The sequence below is a fragment of the Promicromonospora sp. NPDC023805 genome, from assembly GCF_040639635.1.
Taxonomy (GTDB): Bacteria; Actinomycetota; Actinomycetes; order Actinomycetales; family Cellulomonadaceae; genus Promicromonospora.
Window position 1 is genome coordinate 1 of record NZ_JBFAAH010000014.1, and the last position, 19,334, is coordinate 19,334.

Sequence of the window (19,334 nt, forward strand, 5' to 3'; positions counted from 1 at the left end):
TTGGCATTGACTATCAAGCACACTGTTGAGTTCTCAAACAACCGACGCACACCGTCAGAGCTGCAATCTTTCCGATCGCTTCCCTGTCCGGGGCAACTTCTCTAACTTACCAGACTCTGATCCGCCTCGCAAACTCGCTGATCCTGTTGGACCCGCATGCTCTACAAGAGAGGATCCACATCCGATATCCCGCAAGGCAATTTGAACTGCCCTGCATCAGAGTTGGGATCCAGCCCCGGCGCGGCCACCCGGGCCGTTTCCGGCCCCGTGTCCGTCGGCCCGTCGGGCTGACATCCAGAACAGTACGTCAGGTCCTGGGGTGCGTCAAAGCCGAGGCCGGTGACGGCGGACACAGAAGCGCTGTTCACCGGCTGTTTTTCCAAGAGCACCTCAGGTCCGAGGGGTCCGCAGCCATGCAGGACGGCCTCAGCCGCGCCCTGGAGCGGCAGATTGGCCGTGACCAGACCAAGAACTCACCTCGTCGGCCATGTAAACGTAATCTTTCATTCAGATTTCGTCATGGTGCCGAGCGGCCGTCGTACCGGTGCCGGTACTAGCCCTGACTGGAAGCCAGTCCCAGCCCCAGCATCTCCTCGAGCTGCCCGTGCGAGACCCCGAAGGCTTCGACGAGGCGTGCCTCGCCGTCGAGTGCGGGCCCGACGTCGATCACCGCGACGGCGCTGTAGATCCGCGACACGCAGCCGACACCCGTGAGTGGGAGCGTGCACTCGCGCACGAGCTTGGGCCGGCCGTCCTTGGTCAGCAGCTTCATCATGACGACGCTCCGCTTGGCGCCCACGGCAAGGTCCATCGCCCCGCCCACTGCGGGTACGGCCCCGGGACTGCCTGTCGACCAGTTCGCCAGGTCGCCCGACGTCGACACCTGGAAGGCGCCCAGTACACAGACGTCGATGTGTCCGCCGCGCATCATGGCGAACGAGTCCGCCTGGTGGAAGTACGCGGCACCGGCCAGCTCGGTGACGGGGACCTTGCCCGCATTGATCAGCTCCGGGTCCACGAGGTCCGCCCGCGGCGACGGTCCCATGCCGAGCAGCCCGTTCTCCGTGTGCAGGGTGATGCCGGAGTCGGCCGGCAGATGGTCGGCCACCAGCGTGGGCAGGCCGATCCCCAGATTCACGTACGAGCCGGGCCGGATGTCCGCGGCCACGCGCGCCGCGAGCTGCGCCGTGGACAGCGGTGCCGTGCCGCGCGAGCCCGCCGTCATCGTCTCCGCGCTCACGATGCGGCTCCTCGTTCTGCGGGCTGCGCGCCCGCGAGTGTGGTCGCGCCGTCGATCTCCACCACGGCGTCGACATAGATGCCGGGGGTCACCACCGTCTCCGGGTCGATCGATCCGACCGGAACCACCTCCGTCACCTGCGCCACCGTCCGTCGCGCGGCGGTGGCCATGACCGGCCCGAAGTTCCTGGCCGTCTTGCGGTAGACGAGGTTGCCCGCGCCGTCGGCCCGGAATGCCTTGACCAGGGCGAGGTCAGCGTGGATCGGTGACTCGAAGACCATCGGGACGCCGTCGACCACGCGCGTCTCCTTACCCTCTGCCAGCGGGGTCCCGAAGCCGGTCGGGGTGAAGAAGCCACCCAGGCCGGCGCCGGCCGAGCGGATCCGCTCGGCGAGATTGCCCTGCGGGACCAGCTCGAGCTCGACCCGGCCGGCACGATAGGCCTCGTCGAAGTGCCACGAGTCCACCTGCCGGGGGAACGAGCACACGATCCGGCGGACGCGGCCCAGGTGGATGAGGCGAGCCAGGGCGTCCTCCCCGTTGCCGGCGTTGTTTGAGACGACGACGAGATCGCCGGCGCCCTGCGCCAGGAGCGCCTCGATGAGCTCGACCGGCTGACCGGCGGGCCCGAACCCACCGATCATCACCGTCGAACCATCGGCGACGTCGCCCACTGCTTCCAGGGCGGTCCGCGCGAGCTGGACGGTCATGCGGAGGCCCGGACGTTCTCCAGCACCACTGCCATGCCCTGTCCCACGCCGATACAGATCGCCGCGACGCCCCACCGCTGGTCCTCCGCGACGAGCCGACGCGCGAGCGTCCCCAGGATCCGGGTGCCCGAGGCACCGAGCGGATGGCCGAGCGCCGTCGCGCCGCCCCATGCGTTGACGATGTCTAGGTCCACGCCCCAGGCATCGACGCAGGCGAGCGACTGAGCGGCGAACGCCTCGTTGAGCTCGACGGCGCCGACATCGGCCCATGCGATACCGCTCTTCGACAGCGCGCGGTCGACGGCTTCCACAGGGGCATACCCGAAGTACTGCGGCTCGTTGGCGACCGACGCACGGCCAGCGATACGGGCGAGCGGTTCCAGGCCGGTGCGGTCGGCCGCCGACTCCGAGCCGATCAGTGCGGAGCTGGCGCCGTCCGTCAGCGGCGAGGCGTTCCCCGCGGTGATGGTGCCGCCCTCCGCGCGGAACGACGGCTTCAGGGCGGCCAGCTGCTCCAAGGTGCCGCCCGGGCGGACGGGTTCGTCCCGCAGCAGACCGGTATCGGGGTACGCGGTGACGAGGTCGTCGTACCGGCCGGCCTCCCAGGCCTCGTGCGCCAGCCGGTGGCTGCGCAGGGCGAACTCGTCCTGGCGCTCTCGCGTGACGTCGTACTTCTCCCGCAGGCGTTCGGTGGCCTCGCCGAGGGACACGGTCCATTCGGGCCGCATCCGCGCGTTGACCAGCCGCCAGCCCAGCGTGGTCGAGACGAGCTCATCGTTGCCCGCCGGATAGGCACGCTCGGGCTTGCGCATCACCCAGGGCGCGCGGCTCATCGACTCGACCCCGCCGGCAACGACCACGTCGGCGTCGCCCGCCTCCACCGCGCGGGCCGCCTGGACGACTGCCTCGAGCGACGAGCCGCACAGCCGGTTCACGGTGGCCCCGGGAACCGTCAGGGGTAGCCCGGCGAGCAGGACCGCCATGCGCGCCACGTTCCGGTTCTCCTCGCCGGCGCCGTTCGCGTTGCCCAGGATGACGTCGTCGATCCGGGCCGGATCCAAGCCGGGCGCCCGGCGCGTCTGCTCCCCCACCACGAAGGCCGCGAGATCGTCCGGGCGGATCGCCGCCAGCGCCCCGCCGTAACGGCCGAACGGAGTGCGCACCGCGTCATAGACGTATGCGTGTCTCATCGATCCAGACCCCTGTCTGTTCGCTGTGCGCACACAAGTTCCATATGCGCACACTCACGCTAGCAGTCGGGCTCAGCTCCGGGTACGGGCCAGATCCGCCTCGATCTCGCGGGCCGCGCGCAGCAGCGCCGGGAGTATCTCGGTGGCCATCTGCTCGACCGGCCCGCGACGGACAGGTGCGGAGACGTTGACGGCGGCGACCACCCGGCCCGTCCCGTCCCGCAGGGGTGCGGCGACGGAGCGCAGGCCCTCCTCGAGCTCCTGGTCGACGAGCGCCCAGCCCTGCTCCCGGACGGTGGCCAGCTCGGCACGCAGCACTCCCTTGTCCGTGATCGTGCGCGGGGTGAGCGGCGCGAGGGTGACGGCGGCCAGGAGGGCCTCACGTTCGCCGTCCGGCACGTGCGCCAATACCGCGCGCCCCATCGAGGTCGCGACCGCCGGGAACCTCGTACCGATCTGGATCGCCGCGGACATGATGCGGTGGGTTGCCACGCGGGCCACGTACACGATGTCGGAGCCGTCGAGCACCGCCACCGACGACGACTCCCCGACGTCCTCCGCCAGCTGCTCCAGGTGGGGCTGCGCCACCTCCGGCAGCGACAGGCTGGACAGGTACGCGTACCCCAGCTCGAGCACCTGGGGGCGCAGCGCGAACACCCGCCCGTCGGTCACCACGTACCCGAGCTCGACCAGGGTGTGGAGGAAGCGCCGCGCGGACGCCCGGCTCAGCTCGGCCTCGCGGGCGACCTCGCTCAAGGTCATCCGGGCACGGTCCGCGCCGAACGCACGGATCACAGCCAGGCCGCGCTCCAGCGACTGCACGAACTCGCCCGACCTGGTGCCGGCGTCGTGCACGATCTCCCTCATCCGAGGTCCTCCCTGCCAGCGCGCACGTCCGCTTCGCATCCTCGGCCGGGTCTCCGGCCGCTCCAGCTCGCACACGTGCGACCGGGGGGGGGTGCGTCACCTGGGCAGCACGCCCGCCCGGAACTTCCCAGGGCCGACGCCGGAACGCATCGTTGAGCTCCGACGTCCGCCCTGGCGACTCTCCGAACGGGTGTGCCGCACGTGAACGTAGCGACAGCCGCAGGCCAGGTCAACAGTCGAGTGGCCTGGGTCACAACCGTGACCCGATCGGGATATGCGGGCTGCGTACGACTAACGGGCGGGCGGGCAGGGCCGCGACGGTGTCAGGGCAGCGACCACGTCTTCCGTCGATCCTCCGGAGCAGGCCAGCTCCACGATCCGCCGGGCGACGTCCCGCACGGCGACGTTCGTGTCGTTGGAGATGCTGCGCATCCGCCCGAACGCCTCTTCGGCGTCGACGTTCAGGGCGAAGGCGATGACGCCCTTGGCCTGCTCGATGGACGCCCGCGTTGCCGCTGACGCGCGGATCGACTCGTTCGCAACCTCGTTCGCATGCGCCTTGACCGCAGCGGTCACATCAACGAAGTAGCCGACGAGTGCGCCGACCTGGCGCGTGTCAGGGTCACGGCTGCCCTGTCCGACGACAGTCAGCGTCCGCTCGCGCCCCCGGGCATCCATGATGCGGTGGACGCTGCTGAACGGCTTGCCCGTCACCGCGGCATTCGCCAGAACACGTGACACACGGGCACGGTCGTTGGGGTGCTTGTGGGCGAGGATGAGAGCCGTGGTCACGACCACCTCACCGGGCTCGAAGCCGTGGATCTGGAACGTCTCGTCCGACCACCACCACACTTGCGTGGCCAGGTCGTAGCGGTAGCGCCCTACTACGTGGTTCAGCCCGAGCGTGAGAGCACGCTCGATCTCCAAAGGCTCAGCGGTCATCTATGCATCCTTTTGCGCATGGTGCGCCGATGAGCCGCGGCCTGACTCACTCCGAGCGTAGCGGCTAATCCACCCTCACCGGAACCCGAGGAGAAAATTAGTGCCCTACCGCTGGAACGACGAGGCCCCGGTCAGCGTCTCCGCTGGCCGGGGCCTCGTTCCTGCTGTGCGCCCGAAGGGATTCGAACCCCCAACCTTCTGATCTGTCGCCTCTACAGGTCCTCCTGGAGGGCCTCGCGGCGATCGCCATGACGAGCTGCTTCGAGTGCCGCGAGCTCGGCTGCGGCGGCGAGCTCACGTGCGACTGCGGGTGCCACGAGCAGTACGACGACCTGGTCGACGGCGATGCGTTCACCCTCGGGTGCGGCGTCGACCACAACCGCGTCACGGAGTGCGACGAGTGCGACCAGTGCATCGCCTGCCACGAGTGCCGCTGCTACGACTCCAACTGGTGGGAGCGCGTCGACGGCGCACCGACGGCGGTCGCGGCATGGGAGCTGGCAGCGTGAGCGCCCGCCGGAGTCCGATCGAGAGCGGCGCGCGCTCGCTCGCCGCGTCGGCGCTCGCCACCTCGCGCAAGCGGGCCGCGACGGTGCACGACGCGTTCATGGAGGCAGTGAAGAGCCTGGAGACCCGCACCACCTGGGCCGTCCAGCGCGACGACATCCCGCAGGCCCGACGCCTGGCCCGCGCGGTCGAGCTCCTGGACGAGTCGCTGACCAGGCTGATCGCGCGGGAGCAGCGCGCGACCGCGCGGGAGCTCGCACGGGCCGGGCTCACGTCCGGCGTCCGCGTGCGGGTCGTGCGCCACGGCTACAGCGCCCAGGCGGCGCCGATCGGCACGGTCGTGACCCTGGACGGCGGCATCCGGCACCGCTACCTCTGGAGCCACGCCGACGACGGCCAGAAGTACCTGGTGCACTCCCGTGACATCGAGCTCGTCGACGAGGGCACGGCGGTGGCGGCATGAGCGCCCGCCAGAGCCCCGTGGAGCGGGACGCCCGCACGTACGCGACCACCTGGCTCCTCGTCGAGCGGGGACGCCGCGAGGACCGGAAGGCGTTCGAGCTGCTGGACGCCACGGCGGACAGCCTGGCGTGCCGTGCTGCGCGGGCGGTGCTGCGCGGTGACATGCCGGAGGCTCGCCGCTACGCGACCGCGTACCAGCTCGTCGCCGACTCGCGCGACCGGCTGGCCGCACGCAAGTCCCGGGAGCGCCACGCGAGGAACGCGGCCGAGGCGGCAGCGCACGGGATCGCCGCCGGCGACGTCGTGCGGGGCGTGAGCAGGACCGGTCGCCTGCCAGTCGGGACCGAGTGCACCATCGACGACGTCTCCGGCAACCTCCTGTGGGCAACGATCGACGGCGAGCGCCACGTCGTGTGGGCTGAGGACGTCGAGCGTGTCCCGATTCCGGAATCCGGAATCGAGGATGTCCAGGTCGGCGACGACGTCCTGACCCCGAGCAGGGGGCCCGGCGTCGTCGAGCACGTCGACGTCGTGTCCGGCGTGACGGTCCGCGTCCACGGCGAGACGTGGCGGTACTGGCCCGGGCAGCTCACCCGGTACTCGCCGGCCGCTGTCGGCGACAAGCTGGTCGTGCGCGGCATCGGGGCCCAGGCGACCGTCCTGGGCCGCGAGGACGTCGGCTACTCCGTCCGGTACGACGACGCCCCTGACGTCCTGCTGTGCCCGTTCAGCGCCGTCGTGCAGGTCCTCCCCCAGGCGGTGGCGGCATGAGCGCGCTCGAGCGGCGCGACGTCGTGCGCGTCGTCGCCGAGAAGCTGCCCAACGGCGCGCCTCACCCGCTCTTGGGCGAGACGGGCGTCGTGCTCACGACGGCCGGGCCCGGGATCTTCCCTGTCCATGTGCGTGTCGACGGTCACCCGGGCGGGGCAGTCACGTTCAGCCCCGACGAGCTCGCGCGCGTGGAGGTGCCGGCATGAGCGCGCTCGAGCGTGGCGTCCTCGTCAGAGCACGGCGTCCACGCGGACGAGACGGCGGTCCCGGCGTGACCCGCCGGATCTGCTCCGGGTGCGGGCACACGATCGTGCGGCCCACCGACGCCGTCGGCGCCGTCCTGGGCCGCGACATGGGCCAGCACACCGCCCACCACATCCAGCGCGGCGAGGCGTCCCGGTGGGTCGTGACCACGTCCGAGACGCGGCCGCTCCTGCGCGCGGTCGCCGCGCTCCTGGCGAGCGTCGTGGCAGCGCTCGCGACGGCGACGGAGGCCGCGTACCGGATGTGCGTCAACGCACCCTTTACAGGGCGTCGCGGCGTCTGCGCTGGTGAGACAGCCGGGGGAGTGCCCGTTTCAGAGGGTGAAATAACGATTCGGGCGTTTAAGTGAGTACCGGGCCGTTTGCAACGTATGACGTTTTCATGACACAGCGATGGGAAACGCATACGACGGACTGGACATTGTGGCTGCGCGCCCTCGGGCGGGCATCCAGCACGATCGCGACGCGAGTCGAGCACATCCGATGGCTCGCGCGTGACACCAAGGCCGACGACCCCTGGTCACTCACGACTAGCGACCTGGTGGCTTGGCTCGGTTCCCACGAGTGGGCCCGCGAGACACGCCGCGGCGTCCGAGCCAGCCTCAGAGGCTTCTGGCGCTGGGGCATCGTCGACGGGCGAGCCGTCGACGACCCGACGGCGGTCCTCCCGGCCCCACGGCCGTCGGTGCCGGCGCCGCACCCGACGCCCGAACGTGTGTACGAGACGGCGTTGTTCCACGCGCCGCCGGCCGCGCGGCTCATGCTGCGCCTCGCAGCCGAGGCCGGTCTACGCCGTGCCGAGGTCGCCCAGGTCCACGCCCGGGACGTCCACGAGACGTCCGGCGGGTGGAGCCTCACCGTCCACGGGAAGGGCGGCAAGGAGCGCCAGGTACCGATCCCGCCGGGTCTGGCATGGGACATCCGGACGAAGTGCCAGGGCGGGTTCGCCTTTCCGGGAAGCATCCAGGGACACGTGTCGCCGCAATGGGTCGGGGTGCGGATCAGCCGGCTCCTGCCGGACGGGATGAGCATCCACGGGCTGCGGCATCGATTCGGGTCCGTGGCGTACGCGCTGTCCAACGATCTCCTGGGCATCCAGCAGCTCCTAGGACACGCCTCCCCCACCACGACCCAGATCTACGTCCTGATCCCGGACGAGCGTCTGCGGACGATCGTGGACGCCGTCGCGGGACAGCGCGTCGCGCAGGCCATCAAGGCGAACGCCCGGGCACCCGGCGGGAGATAGCAGGTCAGCCCGTCCGGGACGTCCACACGACGTCCCGGACGGGCTTTCCTGTCCCCGGACCGACGTCCAGGATCGGGGTCTAACCGACCATCACCAGCGGCCGCTCAGCAGCACGACCAGGATCCAGGAGGACAGGCCCCGGACACCGTCTCAGGACGGCGTCCGGGGCCTGTCCCGTTTCCGTCCTGCCCGATCCCGGCCCCGCGGGACGTCCAGGACGGGCGTCCTGGGCCCAGGACCGGACAGCGGACGCCAGGACACTCGGCGTCCCGGGCTGGACGGGACGCCGTCCTGTCCCGGCACTCGTCTCGGACCGGATGCCGCACCCGGACGCTCACGGGTGGACGCGGGAAGGACGTCCGGGACGGCGCCGTCCTACGGGGGATCGCACGTACACGCGTCCTGCCTACGCCGGCTCGGCGGGACGCGGGTCCAGCACGGCGTAGCGGGCAGGATCGGCCACCAGGGCGAGCGAAGCCCGGACCGCGGCGTCCTTCGACTCGAGCAGCTTGTGCAGGGCGACCACGGTCTGAGGAGCCGCGGGCAGGCGGCCGGCGAGCTCGTGCGCCAGGGCGTGGAACATCCGCGACGTGTCGCGCAGCTCGCCGGGGCGCAGGTGCTCGAACTCGAAGAACCGCAGGACGTCCTCGACGTCGGAGAGGTGCCCCATCACGCGTCCCGGCGGGCGTCCATCAGCGTCCCGTCCTCGGTGACCGCGGCGGCTGCCGCGTCCCGGGGCCAGCCGGCGCCGACGAGGGTGGCGATCGTCCTGGCTTGCGCTTCCTGGACGTGCGCGGCGTCCAGGACGTCGAGCTCGGCGGGAGGCCGTGGCTGGTCGGTACGCGTCGGCCGGTACGCGAAGCCCAGGACACCGACGATGAACAGCGCCGCGGCCACGACGTCGGCCGCCGTGGCGTCGACGCGGGCGTCGAGCTCGGGCCACCAGACCGCCACGACACGCTGCGTGGCGAACGCGAGCAGCGCGATGCCCACGGCGGCCGCGTAGACGACAGTGCGCACCTTGCGCGGAATGATCTCGGCGATCTCCGCGAGCGCCGCGCGGAACTGGGGGTTCAGGTTGGCCATTGTGGTGGTCCTTTCGGTTGAGGTCCCTGGCGCAGTGCGCGCCCGGGGCCGGAGGCGGGGAGATCTCGCCGTGTCAGCGGCCGTAGGCCTTCCTCACGAGCCGCCAGGCCTTGTCGGTGGCCGGGCCCCACACGCCGTCGTCGCGGACGCCCAGGGCGCGCTGCGCGTCCTGGACGGCGTCGTCGTGGGCTGAACGGGACGCGCCCCCCCACTTGCCGTCCTGGCGTGCCCCTACGACGTCCTGCGTGAACTGGGCGCCGTACGGGTGGCGTCCGCCACCATGCGCGGACGACGCTGCGAGCGCGTAGAGGCGCTTGTCGGTGTTCGGGCCGTAGAGGTTGTCGCGGTCGGCGCCGTCCAGGTGGACGGCGCCCTGCAGGGCCCACACCTTGGCGTCGCCGCGGGTCGAGCGGACGTTGCCGGCGCCGTAGTTGGACCACTCGCCGACGTCGACGTGGAGGTGGCCCTGGTGGTTGCGGGCGACGCCGACGACGCCGTCGCGAGCGAAGATCACGGCCAGGCCGAACGAGCGGGCGACGGTCATCGCGTGGATGAGGTCGACGCGCTCGCGCGGACCGTTCTTGTTGATGTCGGCGGCCAGGCCGTCGAGGTGCCATGAGCCGGCGGTGTGCACGGCGGCGGTGACGCCGCCGTAGGCCGGGTGCTCCCCGACGTGGTAGCCGGCGGCCTTCGCCCAGGCCATGAACCGGTTGAGTGAGCTGGTGGGGGTGACCTGCTTCGAGAGCGCCATCAGATGCCCTTTCGGGGGTGCGGTTGGTGATCGTCACGGGGCCGAGGCCTGCTATCTCCGTGTCCTGGCGAGGGTCACGGCCACGGACAGCAGCGCGGCTATGGCTGCGAAGCTGGCGGCGTCGCGACGGGCGCGCCACCGGCGCGTGGGCTCGGCGTCGATGTGCTCGGCGAGCATCTTCCGCAGGTCGTCCTGCCCCTGTTCGGTGCGGTCGACGGCGTCTTTCAGGGTCTCGCCGCCGTCGTTGGTCACCTGGTGCTGGACGTTCTTGGTGACGCGGTGCTGGCGCCACTGGCCGACCAGGAGCGCGAGCAGGCCGAGGGCGTAGGCCGCGACCGCGGGCCAGGAGGACACGGCGGCGACGTCGGGGAACATGACGGTGGACACCGCGGTGTCCACGGCAGTCACAGGGCTCATGATCCGAGTCTCGTGATGAGCGCATAGGACTCTGCGGAAAGAGTTGTGGCGACCGCGTTCGAGGCGTCCTGCGCGAAGCGCAACGTCAGCGTCCCCGAGCCGTCCACGACGAGGGTTTCCGTGCCCCGATGCGTGGTGAAGTTGTTGAACTGATTGATGCTGACGTCAGTAGCGAAGTCAGGCATTGCCCGCCAGTGCATGGAGGAGACGTCGGACGGGTTTCCTGTGGCAGCGCTGCCGGCCGCGCCTACCGCGCGGTGAATGAAGGTAACCGAACCAGCATCTAGCCAGTCCCATCTGATGCCGCCCCCACCAGGCGTGAATCGGAGCTCCAGGTCGATCTTCAGGAGACCGTCAACGGTGATGGCGATGCTCGAAGCGACAGGTGTGATGGATGACGTCACCGACTGGTCGCTGTTCTGTCTCACCCGGTCGGGTACGGCCCGCTGGAGGGCGTCAGCAGTCAGCCGTTGCCCCGCGAGGTACTGGAGTGGCATTTTCTGCTCCTTACAGTGAGAGTCGGAAGGGCTTGGCCAGGACGACAGCGGATCCCGTGGTGTGAGGTTTCGCCACGCCGTTCACGGCGCGCTTCACGGTGAACTCCTGCGGTGAGGTGGTGCCCGTGATCGAGCGCACCTGCATGACCTCTCCGGCGACGAGGATGTCGAACGGGTCCGCCGGCTGTATCCGGGCGTCCCCGACGACGGTCCACACGCGGCCCGCGCTGTCCGTGAACGACCCCGCGCCGATCGGCTGCGCGGTGAAGTCCGGGTTCGCGACGACGGTCCCGGCGATGCCGTTGTAGACCCGTGCCTTGTGGATGGTGCCCTCCCACGGCATGGCGTTCGTGAGCAGCCGCTGGCCAGCCGCCAGAACGGCCGTGCTGGCGAAGATCGCCGACGGGGTGCTCGCCTGCACCGCGCCGAGCTGCGTGTACGTGGCGTCGATGGAGGCGGCGAAGGAGAACGTCACGTTCCCCGTGGCCGCGCTGCGCGTCACTTTCAGCGCGATCCACTCGCCCGTCAGCAGCGGCACGGGTACCGAGGAGTCCTCGGTCAGGGTGTTGGCACCTGTCGTGGACCAGCGGAACCGCAGGATGCCATCAGCGAGCAAGGTGAACCAGTACGACCGCTGGTTGCCCGTGAGGCCCCACTTCGCTACCAGGGTCTCCTCAGCGGCGATTTCGGACCACGAGTCGCGCCGCACCTCCACGCGGATCTCGATGTCACCCGTGATGTCCAGGGCGGCGTTGTCCGGCGTCGAGGCGTAGGAACCGATGACGCCTGGGAGGACCAGGCCGATGGCCTGCCGCAGCCATACCTGGGAGCCCGCAGCCGTGGCTACGTTGAACACCGTCTGCGTGGCGGTCAGCGCGCCGCTCGTCGACGAGCCACCGGTATCGAGCCTGCCGAGCTCCGCGCTGTCGAGCATGAACGCCGACCACGCTGACCCGGGGGAGGCCGCGAACGTGATCAGGTGCGTGACCGCGCTCTTCTCCTCCCGGATGCCCTCCACGAGCAGGTCGTACGGCCCACCCGGCAGCCACTGAGGAGGGTTCGTGATCCGGATGATGTCGCCCTCCGTGACGGAGAGGATGGCGTCCTCCAGCTCGGCGGCGCGGGCGTTGCGCAGGTTCAGCGTCACCTCGGGGAACCGCGGCTCGTCGATCGTGCCGAGATGCAGCCGCCAGAACGCCTGGTCCTCCAGCCGCTCGTCCGTGTCGATGTTGATCTCCTGAGAGATGTCGTACCGGCCGACACCGTCCGGAGGGTCCAGCGAGGACAGCGGCCCTGTGGTGTCCGCAGCCGTGAACGCCGCGCCGCGCACACGCTCCACGGTGACCTCGTTGACGATGTTCTGGTCGTCCTCTACGGGCCGGAACGGTTCAGCGATGATGCCGCTGGAGTAGTCGAGCACCAGCGCGGGATCCTGCGAGTACAGGTCGGTCCGGGAGCGGTACTGCAAGCCGATCGCGTCCGGCCGGTCCGTGAGGATGCCCAGGTCAGCCGCGGGGACCTCCCGGAACAGCTCCATCTGCGCCTTGATCAGCTGCGGACCCATGGTCTCGGCATTATTCGCGCCGATCGACCGCACGGCGGGCAGCCCGTCGTCGTTCGCAAGGCGCACCAGGCGGGACAGGCCTGTCTCCCCGGTCCACCCGACCATCGAGTTGCGGATGGTGTCCCAGATCGACTGCACGTCGCCGTTCAGGATGAACGCGTGCCCGTACGTGGTGGCCTCCATGTCGTCGACCGTCCCGAGGACCACTCGAGAGATCCGACGGTAGGTTCTCCCCGCGATGGTGGCCCCGAACGCAAGCGCTGTGGTGCCGCCGAGCGGGAAGATCGCAATCTGCCAGTCGACGTTCGCGCCGTCCTGCTGGAGCCATAGCGAGAACGCGCAGGGCAGGCCGAACATGTTCAGTGCGACCACCTGGTTCTCGACCTGGACGCCGTCGGCGTCGAATGCCTGGACTCGGGTGCTGTCCGCGCTGGTCTTGTTGATGTCCCACCGTTTGATCGTGCCGGTGGTGTAGATCCGGGCGATGGTCTTCTCTGTCGCCCAGGTCACGTCGACGGGGATCGAGATCAGGAAGACGAATCGCTGGTCCGCGGCGCTCGTGTAGTTCGGGACCGTGCCGGCGATGCTCGCAGCTCCTACGGTCGGCAGCGGCGCGGAGGCGAAGAATGTCTCTTCATCGGCTGCCAGGGTCACCGCGGCCGGTTGCTGCGCGATCAGGAACGAGCTGTCGTCGGGTCTCCCAGCGTTGAACCGGGTGGCGCCCTTCACGTCTTCCAGGGGCCAGTACGCGACGACGTCGTCCTTGATGGACAGGTCACGGAACAGGGATGACTTCAGGGGCTTCTTGCCCCGCTGGAGGCGCCTGGTGATGCCCGCGGCGGTCAGCTTCACCCACCGGTCCGCGCCGGACAGGTCCCATTCCGGGGGCCATGACTTCGCTTCGCCCGTGAAGCGGATGCTCAGGTCCACCAGCGCGGCGCTGGCGTGAAGGGTCCAGGTGCGGCCCGCGTCGTCCGTGACCGTCCGGGTGTCCGGCTCGTGCACGGTGAAGTCGGGGTTGGCGACCTCCGCGCCGGCGATGCCGCTGCGGAACGAGAAGGCGTACACAGTGCCCTGGAGCGGGCTCGAGAGGATGCCCGTGCCCTCCGGGTCGTTCACACGCCCGATTTCCAGCGGCGCGGTACCTGAGTGCACCGAGGTGACGCCGGCTGTGGTGACCGTGGTCCCGAGCTGCGTGTAGGTGCCGTCGATAGAGGGCGCCGTGAGGAACTGAACGTCGCTGCCCGCCGCGCCGTTGTTCACGTCGAGCGTGATCTTGAGGGCCACCCGGCCGCTGTCGGAGGGGATAGCTGCGGTGGCGAACACCGTGATCGCGTTCGCGATCGTGCCGTCCGGCGACCACCGGAAGTACGGGATGCCCGTGGTGTCCAGCAGAAGCACCCATGACCGCTGGTTGGCGACCAAGTCGTACTTGCGGGCCAGGCCGAAATCCTCGTCCGGTCGCCACGTCGGGGGGTGGAAGTCCAGTCGGAGCTCGAGATCGCCGGTGACGTCGAGCGCCGCGACGTCCGGGGTGGTGACGTACGACGACTCGAAGCCGGGCAGCACCATGAAGGCGTCCCGAGGGGCATCCTCGCGGACACGGATGGGTGTGTTGCGGCCGATCTTGCCGAACAGGTCACTGCGGGGGTTCAGGGGCGAGTATCGGCCCTGGACGCCCGCCGCGACCTTGCTCGGGCCGTTGTTCAGCCGCAGGGAGCACGTGGACGGGTCGGTGTCCGTCGCCCAGTCGCGCCGGCCGCGCTCCAGGACGATCGGATCGGAGTCCCGCACGTCGGGGGTGACGTTCTGCCACTGCCCGTCGACCAGGAGCTCGGTGATGTAGGCGGTCATGCTGCGATCCCAAGCACGGCCTGGACGTCGCCGCCCCGCTCCGCGATCGCTCGCCGGAACAGGCGGACGAGGTCCTCGTCACCGTCGAGGTGGATGTACAGCTCCTGTGCGCCGCCGCCGAAGTCCGGGCCGCCGCCGCGGTTCAGCGGTATGACGGCCTCGGGCCCGGACTCGCCGATCACGGCGAGCGTGGCGTCGGTCACGATGCCGCCGTCGGCGAGGAACGGGATGTTCGGGATCGACGGGATCGAGACGCCTGGGACCCGGTTGGCGCCGGAGATGAGCGCGTTGATTCCGCCGATCGCGCCGTTGATCAGCCCGATCGCGCCATTTAGTGCAGATCTCAGCCCACCGGTGATGCCGCCCCAGATACCGGACAGGAAAGACCCGATCCGGCCGACGGCGCCCTGGATGAACCCGATGAACCCGTTCCACAGGCTCTTCACGCCGTTCACGGTGCGTGTGAATGTTGAGCCGATGGCCGCGAGGACGCTGGTGAAGAACGCCCTGATCGCGTTCCACCGGGAGAAGATGAACACGGCGATGGTGATCATCACGGAACGGATATTGGCCACGAAAGCAGCCCAGGCCCGCTTCGCGAAGTCGACCACTTTCTGAACCACATCGGTGATGAATCGGACGATGCTGTTCCAGATGGCCATGGCCTGGTTCTTCAGCCAGTCCCACGCGGCGCTGATCGCCGCCGTGACCCTGTCCCAGTTCATGACGAGCAGGACGATGACCGCGATCAGCGCGATGATGGCGAGCACGATCCACGTGATCGGCGACGCGAACATCGTCAGGTTCAGGGCGCCCTGCGCGACGCTCCACAGCTGGATGACACCGACGATGAGCATGACGATCGGCGCGAACTGCGCCAGGGTCGCCAGGAACGCCTCGAACCCGGTCGGTACGAAGTTCGCCCGGTTCGCCTCGTTCAGGTCCGTCTGCGCTACCGACGCATCCACAGCAGCCTGCCCCTGGTCCGTCAGGGCCTGGGTCTGGTCGAGGGCGGCCTGCTTCGCGTCCTGCTCCGCTTGCGACAGGTCCTCCGTCGACTGCTTCATATCGATCTGCGCCTGCTGGGCTTCGAGGGATCCAGCGCCGTACTCCGCAATGGCGTCGGCGAGGTCCTGCGCGGCGAACTTCTGGTCGAGCTGCGCCTGCTCCACGTCGATCCCCGACTGCGCGAGGTCGCGTTCCGCCTGGTCGACGTCGATGATGGCCTGCTTGAGGTCGATGGACGCCTGCTCGAGGTCGACGGACGCCTGATCGACGGCCTGCTGCGACCGGGCCAGCTTGTCGTTCTGGATCTCGGCGCGGCTGGAGAAGTCGCGCACGGCGTCGATGCCGCCCTGCAGGCCATCCAGCCCTGAGGTGAGGAAGACCGCCCCGGACGTCATCTTGCCGAACGACGCGTCGAGCTTGCTGGTCGAGGAGTCGAGGTTCTTCGTGTCGTTGTCCAGCTTGGACAGCGGCTTGTCGAGCTTCGTCAGGCCGGTGGTGGCGTCGCCCACATCCATGCCGACCTTGAAGGTGATGTCGTCGGCCATGGCTCACCTCTCCTGACGGTCGTACTCGGCCTGAATGCCTTTCAGCATTCCCAGCAGTTCCCGGCCTGTCTTTTGCTTTACCTTGCGGCTCCACAAGATCAGGTGGTCTTTCAGCTTCGGGCGTTTGCCCTTCTTCATGTGTGGTGCGGCAATATCCATTCCGAGCCTCGCGGCCACCATGTCCAGCCGCTGCGGGGTAACCGGCCCGTAGAGATTCTGGTAAGCCACCATGCCGATCATCTCGGCGTCGGTGAACCTCACCAGAACCTCCCCGGGTGTCATGTGGAAAGCGACGGCCAGGTCGTACTGAATCCTCAGCTCTGGCCGGGCGAGAAATCCGCCTCAGCGTCCTTGACCTGCTCCTTGTAGGTCTTGTCGAGGCCGGACAGCTCGATCGCGAGGTCGTCCAGCGCCTGCATGACGCCGGCGTGCTTCTTCGCCAGCTTCGGGGCGTCGCCGTCCGCGAAGATCCGCGAACCGTCCGCCGGGTCGCGCAGGCAGTGGACGAGGAGCTCGGCGCGGCGGTGCTTCATCTCCACCTCGATGTCGACGTCGGGGTCGCCGCGGCGTTGCTTCATGCGCAGCGCCTGCGTCTTGGCGCGCCACGCCCCGACCTGCTCGTCGGTGAAGCTGTAGACGCGCACGGTCACGCCCCACTCCTCGACCGGGACGTCCTGCCACTGCAGGTCCGGGGCGTTGAGGATGGTGTCCTTGAGGCTGCTCAACCTGGTTCCCTTCTGATCGCTGGATGACGGCGGGGCTGATCTACGTCGCGGCGAGGGTCGGCTTCCCCGAGATCTTCAGGGTCACCTCGCGCTCCATGCGGTCGTCGATCGGGAACGCGTCGCTGAGGTTCGTGATCAGCCCGTTGATCGTCCAGGTGTGCTCGTCCGATTCGCCGGGAAGCACGACGATCTGGTAGCCACGCAGCGCGTCCTCCTCGAAGTCCGCGTCCAGGGCCTTGTGCGTGTTGTTCGCCGGGTCGTAGTTCAGCGTGAGGGTGACCTCGCCGCCGTCCTTGAGGCCCTTGACGAACTCGCGGTACTGGTTGGGGCTGTCGTGCGCCGTGACCTCGATGGCGTCACGCGAGCGCGACGGCCCCGAGAGGTCGGACACGTTGGCGATGGCGACGTAGACGCCGCCGCCCGTCGAGTCGCGCTTGAACTGGGTGCCAAAGGCATCGATACCGGCCACGATGACCTCACTTCCCGATCTTGTAGACGGCGATGGTGATGTTCGCCGCCGCGTCGCTGTAGGTGATGGTTGCCCGGCCGGTGGTGCCCCGGAACAGGTTCGTGAGCGGGATGATCCCGTAGTCCAGCGTCGTCACCACGAGGGTCGCGTTCGCGATGGCGTGCCCGTCGACGGTGCCCGGGGTGTCGATCGTGATGGTGCGCGAAGCCGAGGCGTGACCGTTCTTCACGAGCAGGAAGTACCCGTCGCCGACCTCGGCGGTGTCGCCGCCGGACGCCGCCGCGACGAGGTCGGTGTCCAGGTCGGGCCGACCTGCCACGGTGGCGATTTCGATGGTTGCTAGTGCGGCCATGTCGGGCTCCTAGATCTGTGAGGTGAAGATGTCTACGCGGTCCAGCCGGCGGCGGACGGTCCGGTCGGCGTCGGGCATCTTCCGCGACTCGACGTGACGGACCATCCAGATGGTGGCGCCCTTCACGAACGGGTCGAGGGTCTTGTGCCCGTGGTCCAGGAGCGCGACGATCCGCGCGCCGATCAGGTTGTCCAGCCGGGCCTCCTGCACGTCGACGTCGCCGCGCGCCAGGGTCTGGATGCGGGCCGTGACCTTGCGGCCCGGGTCGTCGTGCGTACCGTCCGGGACCGAGGTCAGGTCGGGGATCACGATGAACGGGTACTGCCGCGCTGCCACGTCCGGGACCTCGTCCAGGACCCCGCTGATGTACTGCTGGATCTCCGGGTCGGACTGGAACAGGTCTCGCAGGCCGACCTGCACGGCGCCGGCCGGGTCGATGGTCGTCATCGGCGGAGCTCCTTGGCCAGGAGCTCACGAGCGATCCGCGGGGCTTCCTCTCGCATCGCGTCGACGTTCGGCTGGATGAACGGCGTGATGGACTCCACGATCTGCGCGTGCGGAGCCTTACGTCCGCCGACGTGCACCTGGGTGCCAACGGCCTTGACGGTGGACACAAGATCCCCGGTGTCGATGGGTGTGTCGGCCGCGATGCGGGTGGCCAGCTCCTCGGCGATGATCTCCTCTGCCACGCCGGCTTCGCTCACCAGGTCGGCGGAGATCTCACGCAGCTCGTCCTGCAGGCCGGAGATCCCCTCGAGCTTGATCCTCTTGCGCGCCATCTACACGGCCCTCACTCTCACGCGGCCGCGGCCGTAGGCGCGGGTCGCCTGGTCGCGCAGGTCGGCCAGGCCGACACCACGAACCTCGGACTCGCCCTCGCCGGCGCCGATGACCCGGGCGTAGCCGGTGCGCTCCTGGAGCAGCGCGGCCATGGCCTCGGCGACGGCCAGGTTGCGCACCATGGGCGGCACTACGTGCTTCGCGATCGCGACGGTGGAGTGGGATGCCGCTGTGGTCCCCAGGACGCCGCGGCGGACCGTCAGGCGGCGCTGTACCCGCACGGGCGCCGCGGAGGCGTGAGCGGCCAGCGTGGACCCGTCCCAGGCGCGTTTCACGGCGAGGGTGTTGCTGTTGACGTCGATGACGAGCATCCGCTCGGCGTCGACCAGGAGGACCTCGCCCGGGACGAACGCCGAGCCGTCCGACACGGTGATCATCGCGGCCGACCCGACGGCGACGGCGTCCGTGAGCGTCTTGGTGGAGTCGAGGAACCCCTTCTCGGTGACGGTGACGCGCTCGTCCTCGAGCACGAGCAGGTCCCCGACGCCGACCAGGGCAGTGCCGTCCGAGATGTCGACGGTCGTGGTCGAGCCGTCGATGGCCGTCGTGATGGTGCCCGCCGGCTCGGTGTCCGCGGAGTACCCGAACACGCCGGCGACCTCGATGGCACGCTGGTGGGTGTTGCCGGCGGAGAACGACGCCGAGGACGACAGGTCGATCTCGATACGGTTGAACGGCGGGCCGTCGCTGGGCTCGAGGAAGAAGTCGGCCGCGGTGATGACCGTCCCGCCGCTCGTGAGCGTGGTGGCCGAGATCAGCTCGTCGTGGCCGAGCCACAGCCGCCACGGTCGCGACCCGGACCGGTCCGGCCAGTCGAAGTACCGGGTGTCGATCTCGGGGTAGAACCGGCGCAGGAGCAGGGCCTCGACCGTGTCGCTGGCCGAGGCCAGCGCACGGTCGATCTGGTCGTCGGCGCGGGCCGTCTCGACGATGTCGAGCGCCCGCTTGACGTCCTGGCGGGAGGCGTAGGCCATGCCCTGCCGGTCCTTCAGTGCCATGGCCTCCCACCTCCTGGTAGGTCGTGCGGT

At 69.4% G+C, this 19,334-nt stretch carries 25 protein-coding genes; 6 read left to right on the plus strand and 19 right to left on the minus strand.

Features of this window, described 5'->3' with window-relative positions; genetic code table 11:
• Positions 1-553: 553 nt before the first annotated feature.
• From AB0F70_RS14790 to AB0F70_RS14810, 5 genes are all read right to left on the minus strand, one after another.
• Positions 554-1,225, minus strand: a complete 672-nt coding sequence (locus AB0F70_RS14790; RefSeq protein WP_357449565.1) for a 3-oxoacid CoA-transferase subunit B — start codon at positions 1,223-1,225, stop codon at positions 554-556.
• A gap of 11 nt (positions 1,226-1,236) precedes the next feature.
• Positions 1,237-1,950 (minus strand): 3-oxoacid CoA-transferase subunit A, encoded by a 714-nt coding sequence (locus tag AB0F70_RS14795; protein ID WP_357449223.1) that lies wholly within the window; start codon positions 1,948-1,950, stop codon positions 1,237-1,239.
• On the minus strand, positions 1,947-3,140 hold the full coding sequence (locus AB0F70_RS14800) for a thiolase family protein (protein ID WP_357449225.1): 1,194 nt from the start codon (positions 3,138-3,140) through the stop codon (positions 1,947-1,949). Before AB0F70_RS14800 ends, AB0F70_RS14795 begins: the two co-directional genes overlap by 4 nt.
• Positions 3,141-3,212: 72 nt before the next feature.
• A complete protein-coding gene (locus AB0F70_RS14805) occupies positions 3,213-4,007 on the minus strand; it encodes an IclR family transcriptional regulator C-terminal domain-containing protein (protein ID WP_357449227.1) in 795 nt (264 codons plus the stop codon).
• Between the two features lie 291 nt (positions 4,008-4,298).
• The gene (locus tag AB0F70_RS14810) at positions 4,299-4,949 is read right to left on the minus strand and encodes a PAS and ANTAR domain-containing protein (RefSeq protein ID WP_357449229.1); all 651 of its coding nucleotides are present in this window, start codon (positions 4,947-4,949) and stop codon (positions 4,299-4,301) included.
• Positions 4,950-5,197: 248 nt separating this feature from the next.
• Between AB0F70_RS14810 and AB0F70_RS14815 the strand changes: the two genes are divergently transcribed.
• The 6 genes from AB0F70_RS14815 to AB0F70_RS14840 are packed head-to-tail and all read left to right on the plus strand — an operon-like array spanning position 5,198 to position 8,198.
• Complete coding sequence (locus AB0F70_RS14815) at positions 5,198-5,458, plus strand: hypothetical protein (protein ID WP_357449231.1); 261 nt, start codon at positions 5,198-5,200, stop codon at positions 5,456-5,458.
• On the plus strand, positions 5,455-5,919 hold the full coding sequence (locus AB0F70_RS14820) for a hypothetical protein (protein WP_357449233.1): 465 nt from the start codon (positions 5,455-5,457) through the stop codon (positions 5,917-5,919). The genes AB0F70_RS14815 and AB0F70_RS14820 overlap by 4 nt, the downstream gene beginning before the upstream one ends.
• A complete protein-coding gene (locus AB0F70_RS14825) occupies positions 5,916-6,689 on the plus strand; it encodes a hypothetical protein (RefSeq protein WP_357449235.1) in 774 nt (257 codons plus the stop codon). The genes AB0F70_RS14820 and AB0F70_RS14825 overlap by 4 nt, the downstream gene beginning before the upstream one ends.
• Positions 6,686-6,895 (plus strand): hypothetical protein, encoded by a 210-nt coding sequence (locus AB0F70_RS14830; protein ID WP_357449237.1) that lies wholly within the window; start codon positions 6,686-6,688, stop codon positions 6,893-6,895. The genes AB0F70_RS14825 and AB0F70_RS14830 overlap by 4 nt, the downstream gene beginning before the upstream one ends.
• Positions 6,892-7,302, plus strand: coding sequence for a hypothetical protein (locus AB0F70_RS14835; protein ID WP_357449239.1), 411 nt, complete (start codon positions 6,892-6,894; stop codon positions 7,300-7,302). Before AB0F70_RS14830 ends, AB0F70_RS14835 begins: the two co-directional genes overlap by 4 nt.
• A gap of 32 nt (positions 7,303-7,334) precedes the next feature.
• Complete coding sequence (locus tag AB0F70_RS14840; protein WP_357449241.1) at positions 7,335-8,198, plus strand: tyrosine-type recombinase/integrase; 864 nt, start codon at positions 7,335-7,337, stop codon at positions 8,196-8,198.
• 406 nt (positions 8,199-8,604) lie between these two features.
• Here AB0F70_RS14840 and AB0F70_RS14845 read toward each other — a convergent pair whose 3' ends face one another.
• The 14 genes from AB0F70_RS14845 to AB0F70_RS14910 all read right to left on the minus strand — a co-directional run bounded on the left by AB0F70_RS14845 (position 8,605) and on the right by AB0F70_RS14910 (position 19,304).
• Positions 8,605-8,868: a hypothetical protein gene (locus AB0F70_RS14845; protein WP_357449243.1), complete on the minus strand. Its 264-nt coding sequence runs from the start codon at positions 8,866-8,868 to the stop codon at positions 8,605-8,607.
• The gene (locus tag AB0F70_RS14850) at positions 8,868-9,284 is read right to left on the minus strand and encodes a hypothetical protein (protein ID WP_357449245.1); all 417 of its coding nucleotides are present in this window, start codon (positions 9,282-9,284) and stop codon (positions 8,868-8,870) included. The genes AB0F70_RS14845 and AB0F70_RS14850 overlap by 1 nt, the downstream gene beginning before the upstream one ends.
• 73 nt (positions 9,285-9,357) lie before the next feature.
• Positions 9,358-10,035 carry a hypothetical protein gene (locus AB0F70_RS14855; RefSeq protein ID WP_357449247.1) on the minus strand — a complete coding sequence of 226 codons (678 nt, stop codon included), beginning with the start codon at positions 10,033-10,035 and terminating at the stop codon, positions 9,358-9,360.
• Between the two features lie 51 nt (positions 10,036-10,086).
• Positions 10,087-10,452 carry a hypothetical protein gene (locus AB0F70_RS14860; protein WP_357449249.1) on the minus strand — a complete coding sequence of 122 codons (366 nt, stop codon included), beginning with the start codon at positions 10,450-10,452 and terminating at the stop codon, positions 10,087-10,089.
• The gene (locus AB0F70_RS14865; RefSeq protein ID WP_357449251.1) at positions 10,449-10,949 is read right to left on the minus strand and encodes a hypothetical protein; all 501 of its coding nucleotides are present in this window, start codon (positions 10,947-10,949) and stop codon (positions 10,449-10,451) included. Before AB0F70_RS14865 ends, AB0F70_RS14860 begins: the two co-directional genes overlap by 4 nt.
• A gap of 10 nt (positions 10,950-10,959) precedes the next feature.
• Positions 10,960-14,367: a hypothetical protein gene (locus tag AB0F70_RS14870; RefSeq protein ID WP_357449252.1), complete on the minus strand. Its 3,408-nt coding sequence runs from the start codon at positions 14,365-14,367 to the stop codon at positions 10,960-10,962.
• A complete protein-coding gene (locus AB0F70_RS14875; RefSeq protein ID WP_357449254.1) occupies positions 14,364-15,920 on the minus strand; it encodes a hypothetical protein in 1,557 nt (518 codons plus the stop codon). The genes AB0F70_RS14870 and AB0F70_RS14875 overlap by 4 nt, the downstream gene beginning before the upstream one ends.
• 3 nt (positions 15,921-15,923) lie before the next feature.
• Positions 15,924-16,181 carry a hypothetical protein gene (locus tag AB0F70_RS14880; protein WP_357449256.1) on the minus strand — a complete coding sequence of 86 codons (258 nt, stop codon included), beginning with the start codon at positions 16,179-16,181 and terminating at the stop codon, positions 15,924-15,926.
• A gap of 53 nt (positions 16,182-16,234) precedes the next feature.
• Positions 16,235-16,645, minus strand: a complete 411-nt coding sequence (locus AB0F70_RS14885; protein WP_357449258.1) for a hypothetical protein — start codon at positions 16,643-16,645, stop codon at positions 16,235-16,237.
• 40 nt (positions 16,646-16,685) lie between these two features.
• Positions 16,686-17,114 (minus strand): phage tail tube protein, encoded by a 429-nt coding sequence (locus AB0F70_RS14890; protein ID WP_357449260.1) that lies wholly within the window; start codon positions 17,112-17,114, stop codon positions 16,686-16,688.
• A 7-nt stretch (positions 17,115-17,121) separates the two neighbouring features.
• A complete protein-coding gene (locus tag AB0F70_RS14895; protein WP_357449262.1) occupies positions 17,122-17,466 on the minus strand; it encodes a hypothetical protein in 345 nt (114 codons plus the stop codon).
• Between the two features lie 9 nt (positions 17,467-17,475).
• Positions 17,476-17,913, minus strand: a complete 438-nt coding sequence (locus AB0F70_RS14900; protein WP_357449264.1) for a hypothetical protein — start codon at positions 17,911-17,913, stop codon at positions 17,476-17,478.
• A complete protein-coding gene (locus tag AB0F70_RS14905) occupies positions 17,910-18,245 on the minus strand; it encodes a hypothetical protein (protein WP_357449266.1) in 336 nt (111 codons plus the stop codon). Before AB0F70_RS14905 ends, AB0F70_RS14900 begins: the two co-directional genes overlap by 4 nt.
• Positions 18,246-19,304: a hypothetical protein gene (locus AB0F70_RS14910; protein ID WP_357449268.1), complete on the minus strand. Its 1,059-nt coding sequence runs from the start codon at positions 19,302-19,304 to the stop codon at positions 18,246-18,248.
• Between the last annotated feature and the right edge of the window lie 30 nt (positions 19,305-19,334).

Coding starts and splice junctions, on each gene's coding strand:
- AB0F70_RS14790 (WP_357449565.1), bottom strand. CDS start 1,225: ATGACGGCGGGCTCGCGCGGCACGGCACCGCTGTCCACGGCGCAGCTC.
- AB0F70_RS14795 (WP_357449223.1), bottom strand. CDS start 1,950: ATGACCGTCCAGCTCGCGCGGACCGCCCTGGAAGCAGTGGGCGACGTC.
- AB0F70_RS14800 (WP_357449225.1), bottom strand. CDS start 3,140: ATGAGACACGCATACGTCTATGACGCGGTGCGCACTCCGTTCGGCCGT.
- AB0F70_RS14805 (WP_357449227.1), bottom strand. CDS start 4,007: ATGAGGGAGATCGTGCACGACGCCGGCACCAGGTCGGGCGAGTTCGTG.
- AB0F70_RS14810 (WP_357449229.1), bottom strand. CDS start 4,949: ATGACCGCTGAGCCTTTGGAGATCGAGCGTGCTCTCACGCTCGGGCTG.
- AB0F70_RS14815 (WP_357449231.1), top strand. CDS start 5,198: ATGACGAGCTGCTTCGAGTGCCGCGAGCTCGGCTGCGGCGGCGAGCTC.
- AB0F70_RS14825 (WP_357449235.1), top strand. CDS start 5,916: ATGAGCGCCCGCCAGAGCCCCGTGGAGCGGGACGCCCGCACGTACGCG.
- AB0F70_RS14830 (WP_357449237.1), top strand. CDS start 6,686: ATGAGCGCGCTCGAGCGGCGCGACGTCGTGCGCGTCGTCGCCGAGAAG.
- AB0F70_RS14835 (WP_357449239.1), top strand. CDS start 6,892: ATGAGCGCGCTCGAGCGTGGCGTCCTCGTCAGAGCACGGCGTCCACGC.
- AB0F70_RS14840 (WP_357449241.1), top strand. CDS start 7,335: ATGACACAGCGATGGGAAACGCATACGACGGACTGGACATTGTGGCTG.
- AB0F70_RS14845 (WP_357449243.1), bottom strand. CDS start 8,868: ATGGGGCACCTCTCCGACGTCGAGGACGTCCTGCGGTTCTTCGAGTTC.
- AB0F70_RS14850 (WP_357449245.1), bottom strand. CDS start 9,284: ATGGCCAACCTGAACCCCCAGTTCCGCGCGGCGCTCGCGGAGATCGCC.
- AB0F70_RS14855 (WP_357449247.1), bottom strand. CDS start 10,035: ATGGCGCTCTCGAAGCAGGTCACCCCCACCAGCTCACTCAACCGGTTC.
- AB0F70_RS14860 (WP_357449249.1), bottom strand. CDS start 10,452: ATGAGCCCTGTGACTGCCGTGGACACCGCGGTGTCCACCGTCATGTTC.
- AB0F70_RS14865 (WP_357449251.1), bottom strand. CDS start 10,949: ATGCCACTCCAGTACCTCGCGGGGCAACGGCTGACTGCTGACGCCCTC.
- AB0F70_RS14870 (WP_357449252.1), bottom strand. CDS start 14,367: ATGACCGCCTACATCACCGAGCTCCTGGTCGACGGGCAGTGGCAGAAC.
- AB0F70_RS14875 (WP_357449254.1), bottom strand. CDS start 15,920: ATGGCCGACGACATCACCTTCAAGGTCGGCATGGATGTGGGCGACGCC.
- AB0F70_RS14895 (WP_357449262.1), bottom strand. CDS start 17,466: ATGGCCGCACTAGCAACCATCGAAATCGCCACCGTGGCAGGTCGGCCC.
- AB0F70_RS14900 (WP_357449264.1), bottom strand. CDS start 17,913: ATGACGACCATCGACCCGGCCGGCGCCGTGCAGGTCGGCCTGCGAGAC.
- AB0F70_RS14905 (WP_357449266.1), bottom strand. CDS start 18,245: ATGGCGCGCAAGAGGATCAAGCTCGAGGGGATCTCCGGCCTGCAGGAC.
- AB0F70_RS14910 (WP_357449268.1), bottom strand. CDS start 19,304: ATGGCACTGAAGGACCGGCAGGGCATGGCCTACGCCTCCCGCCAGGAC.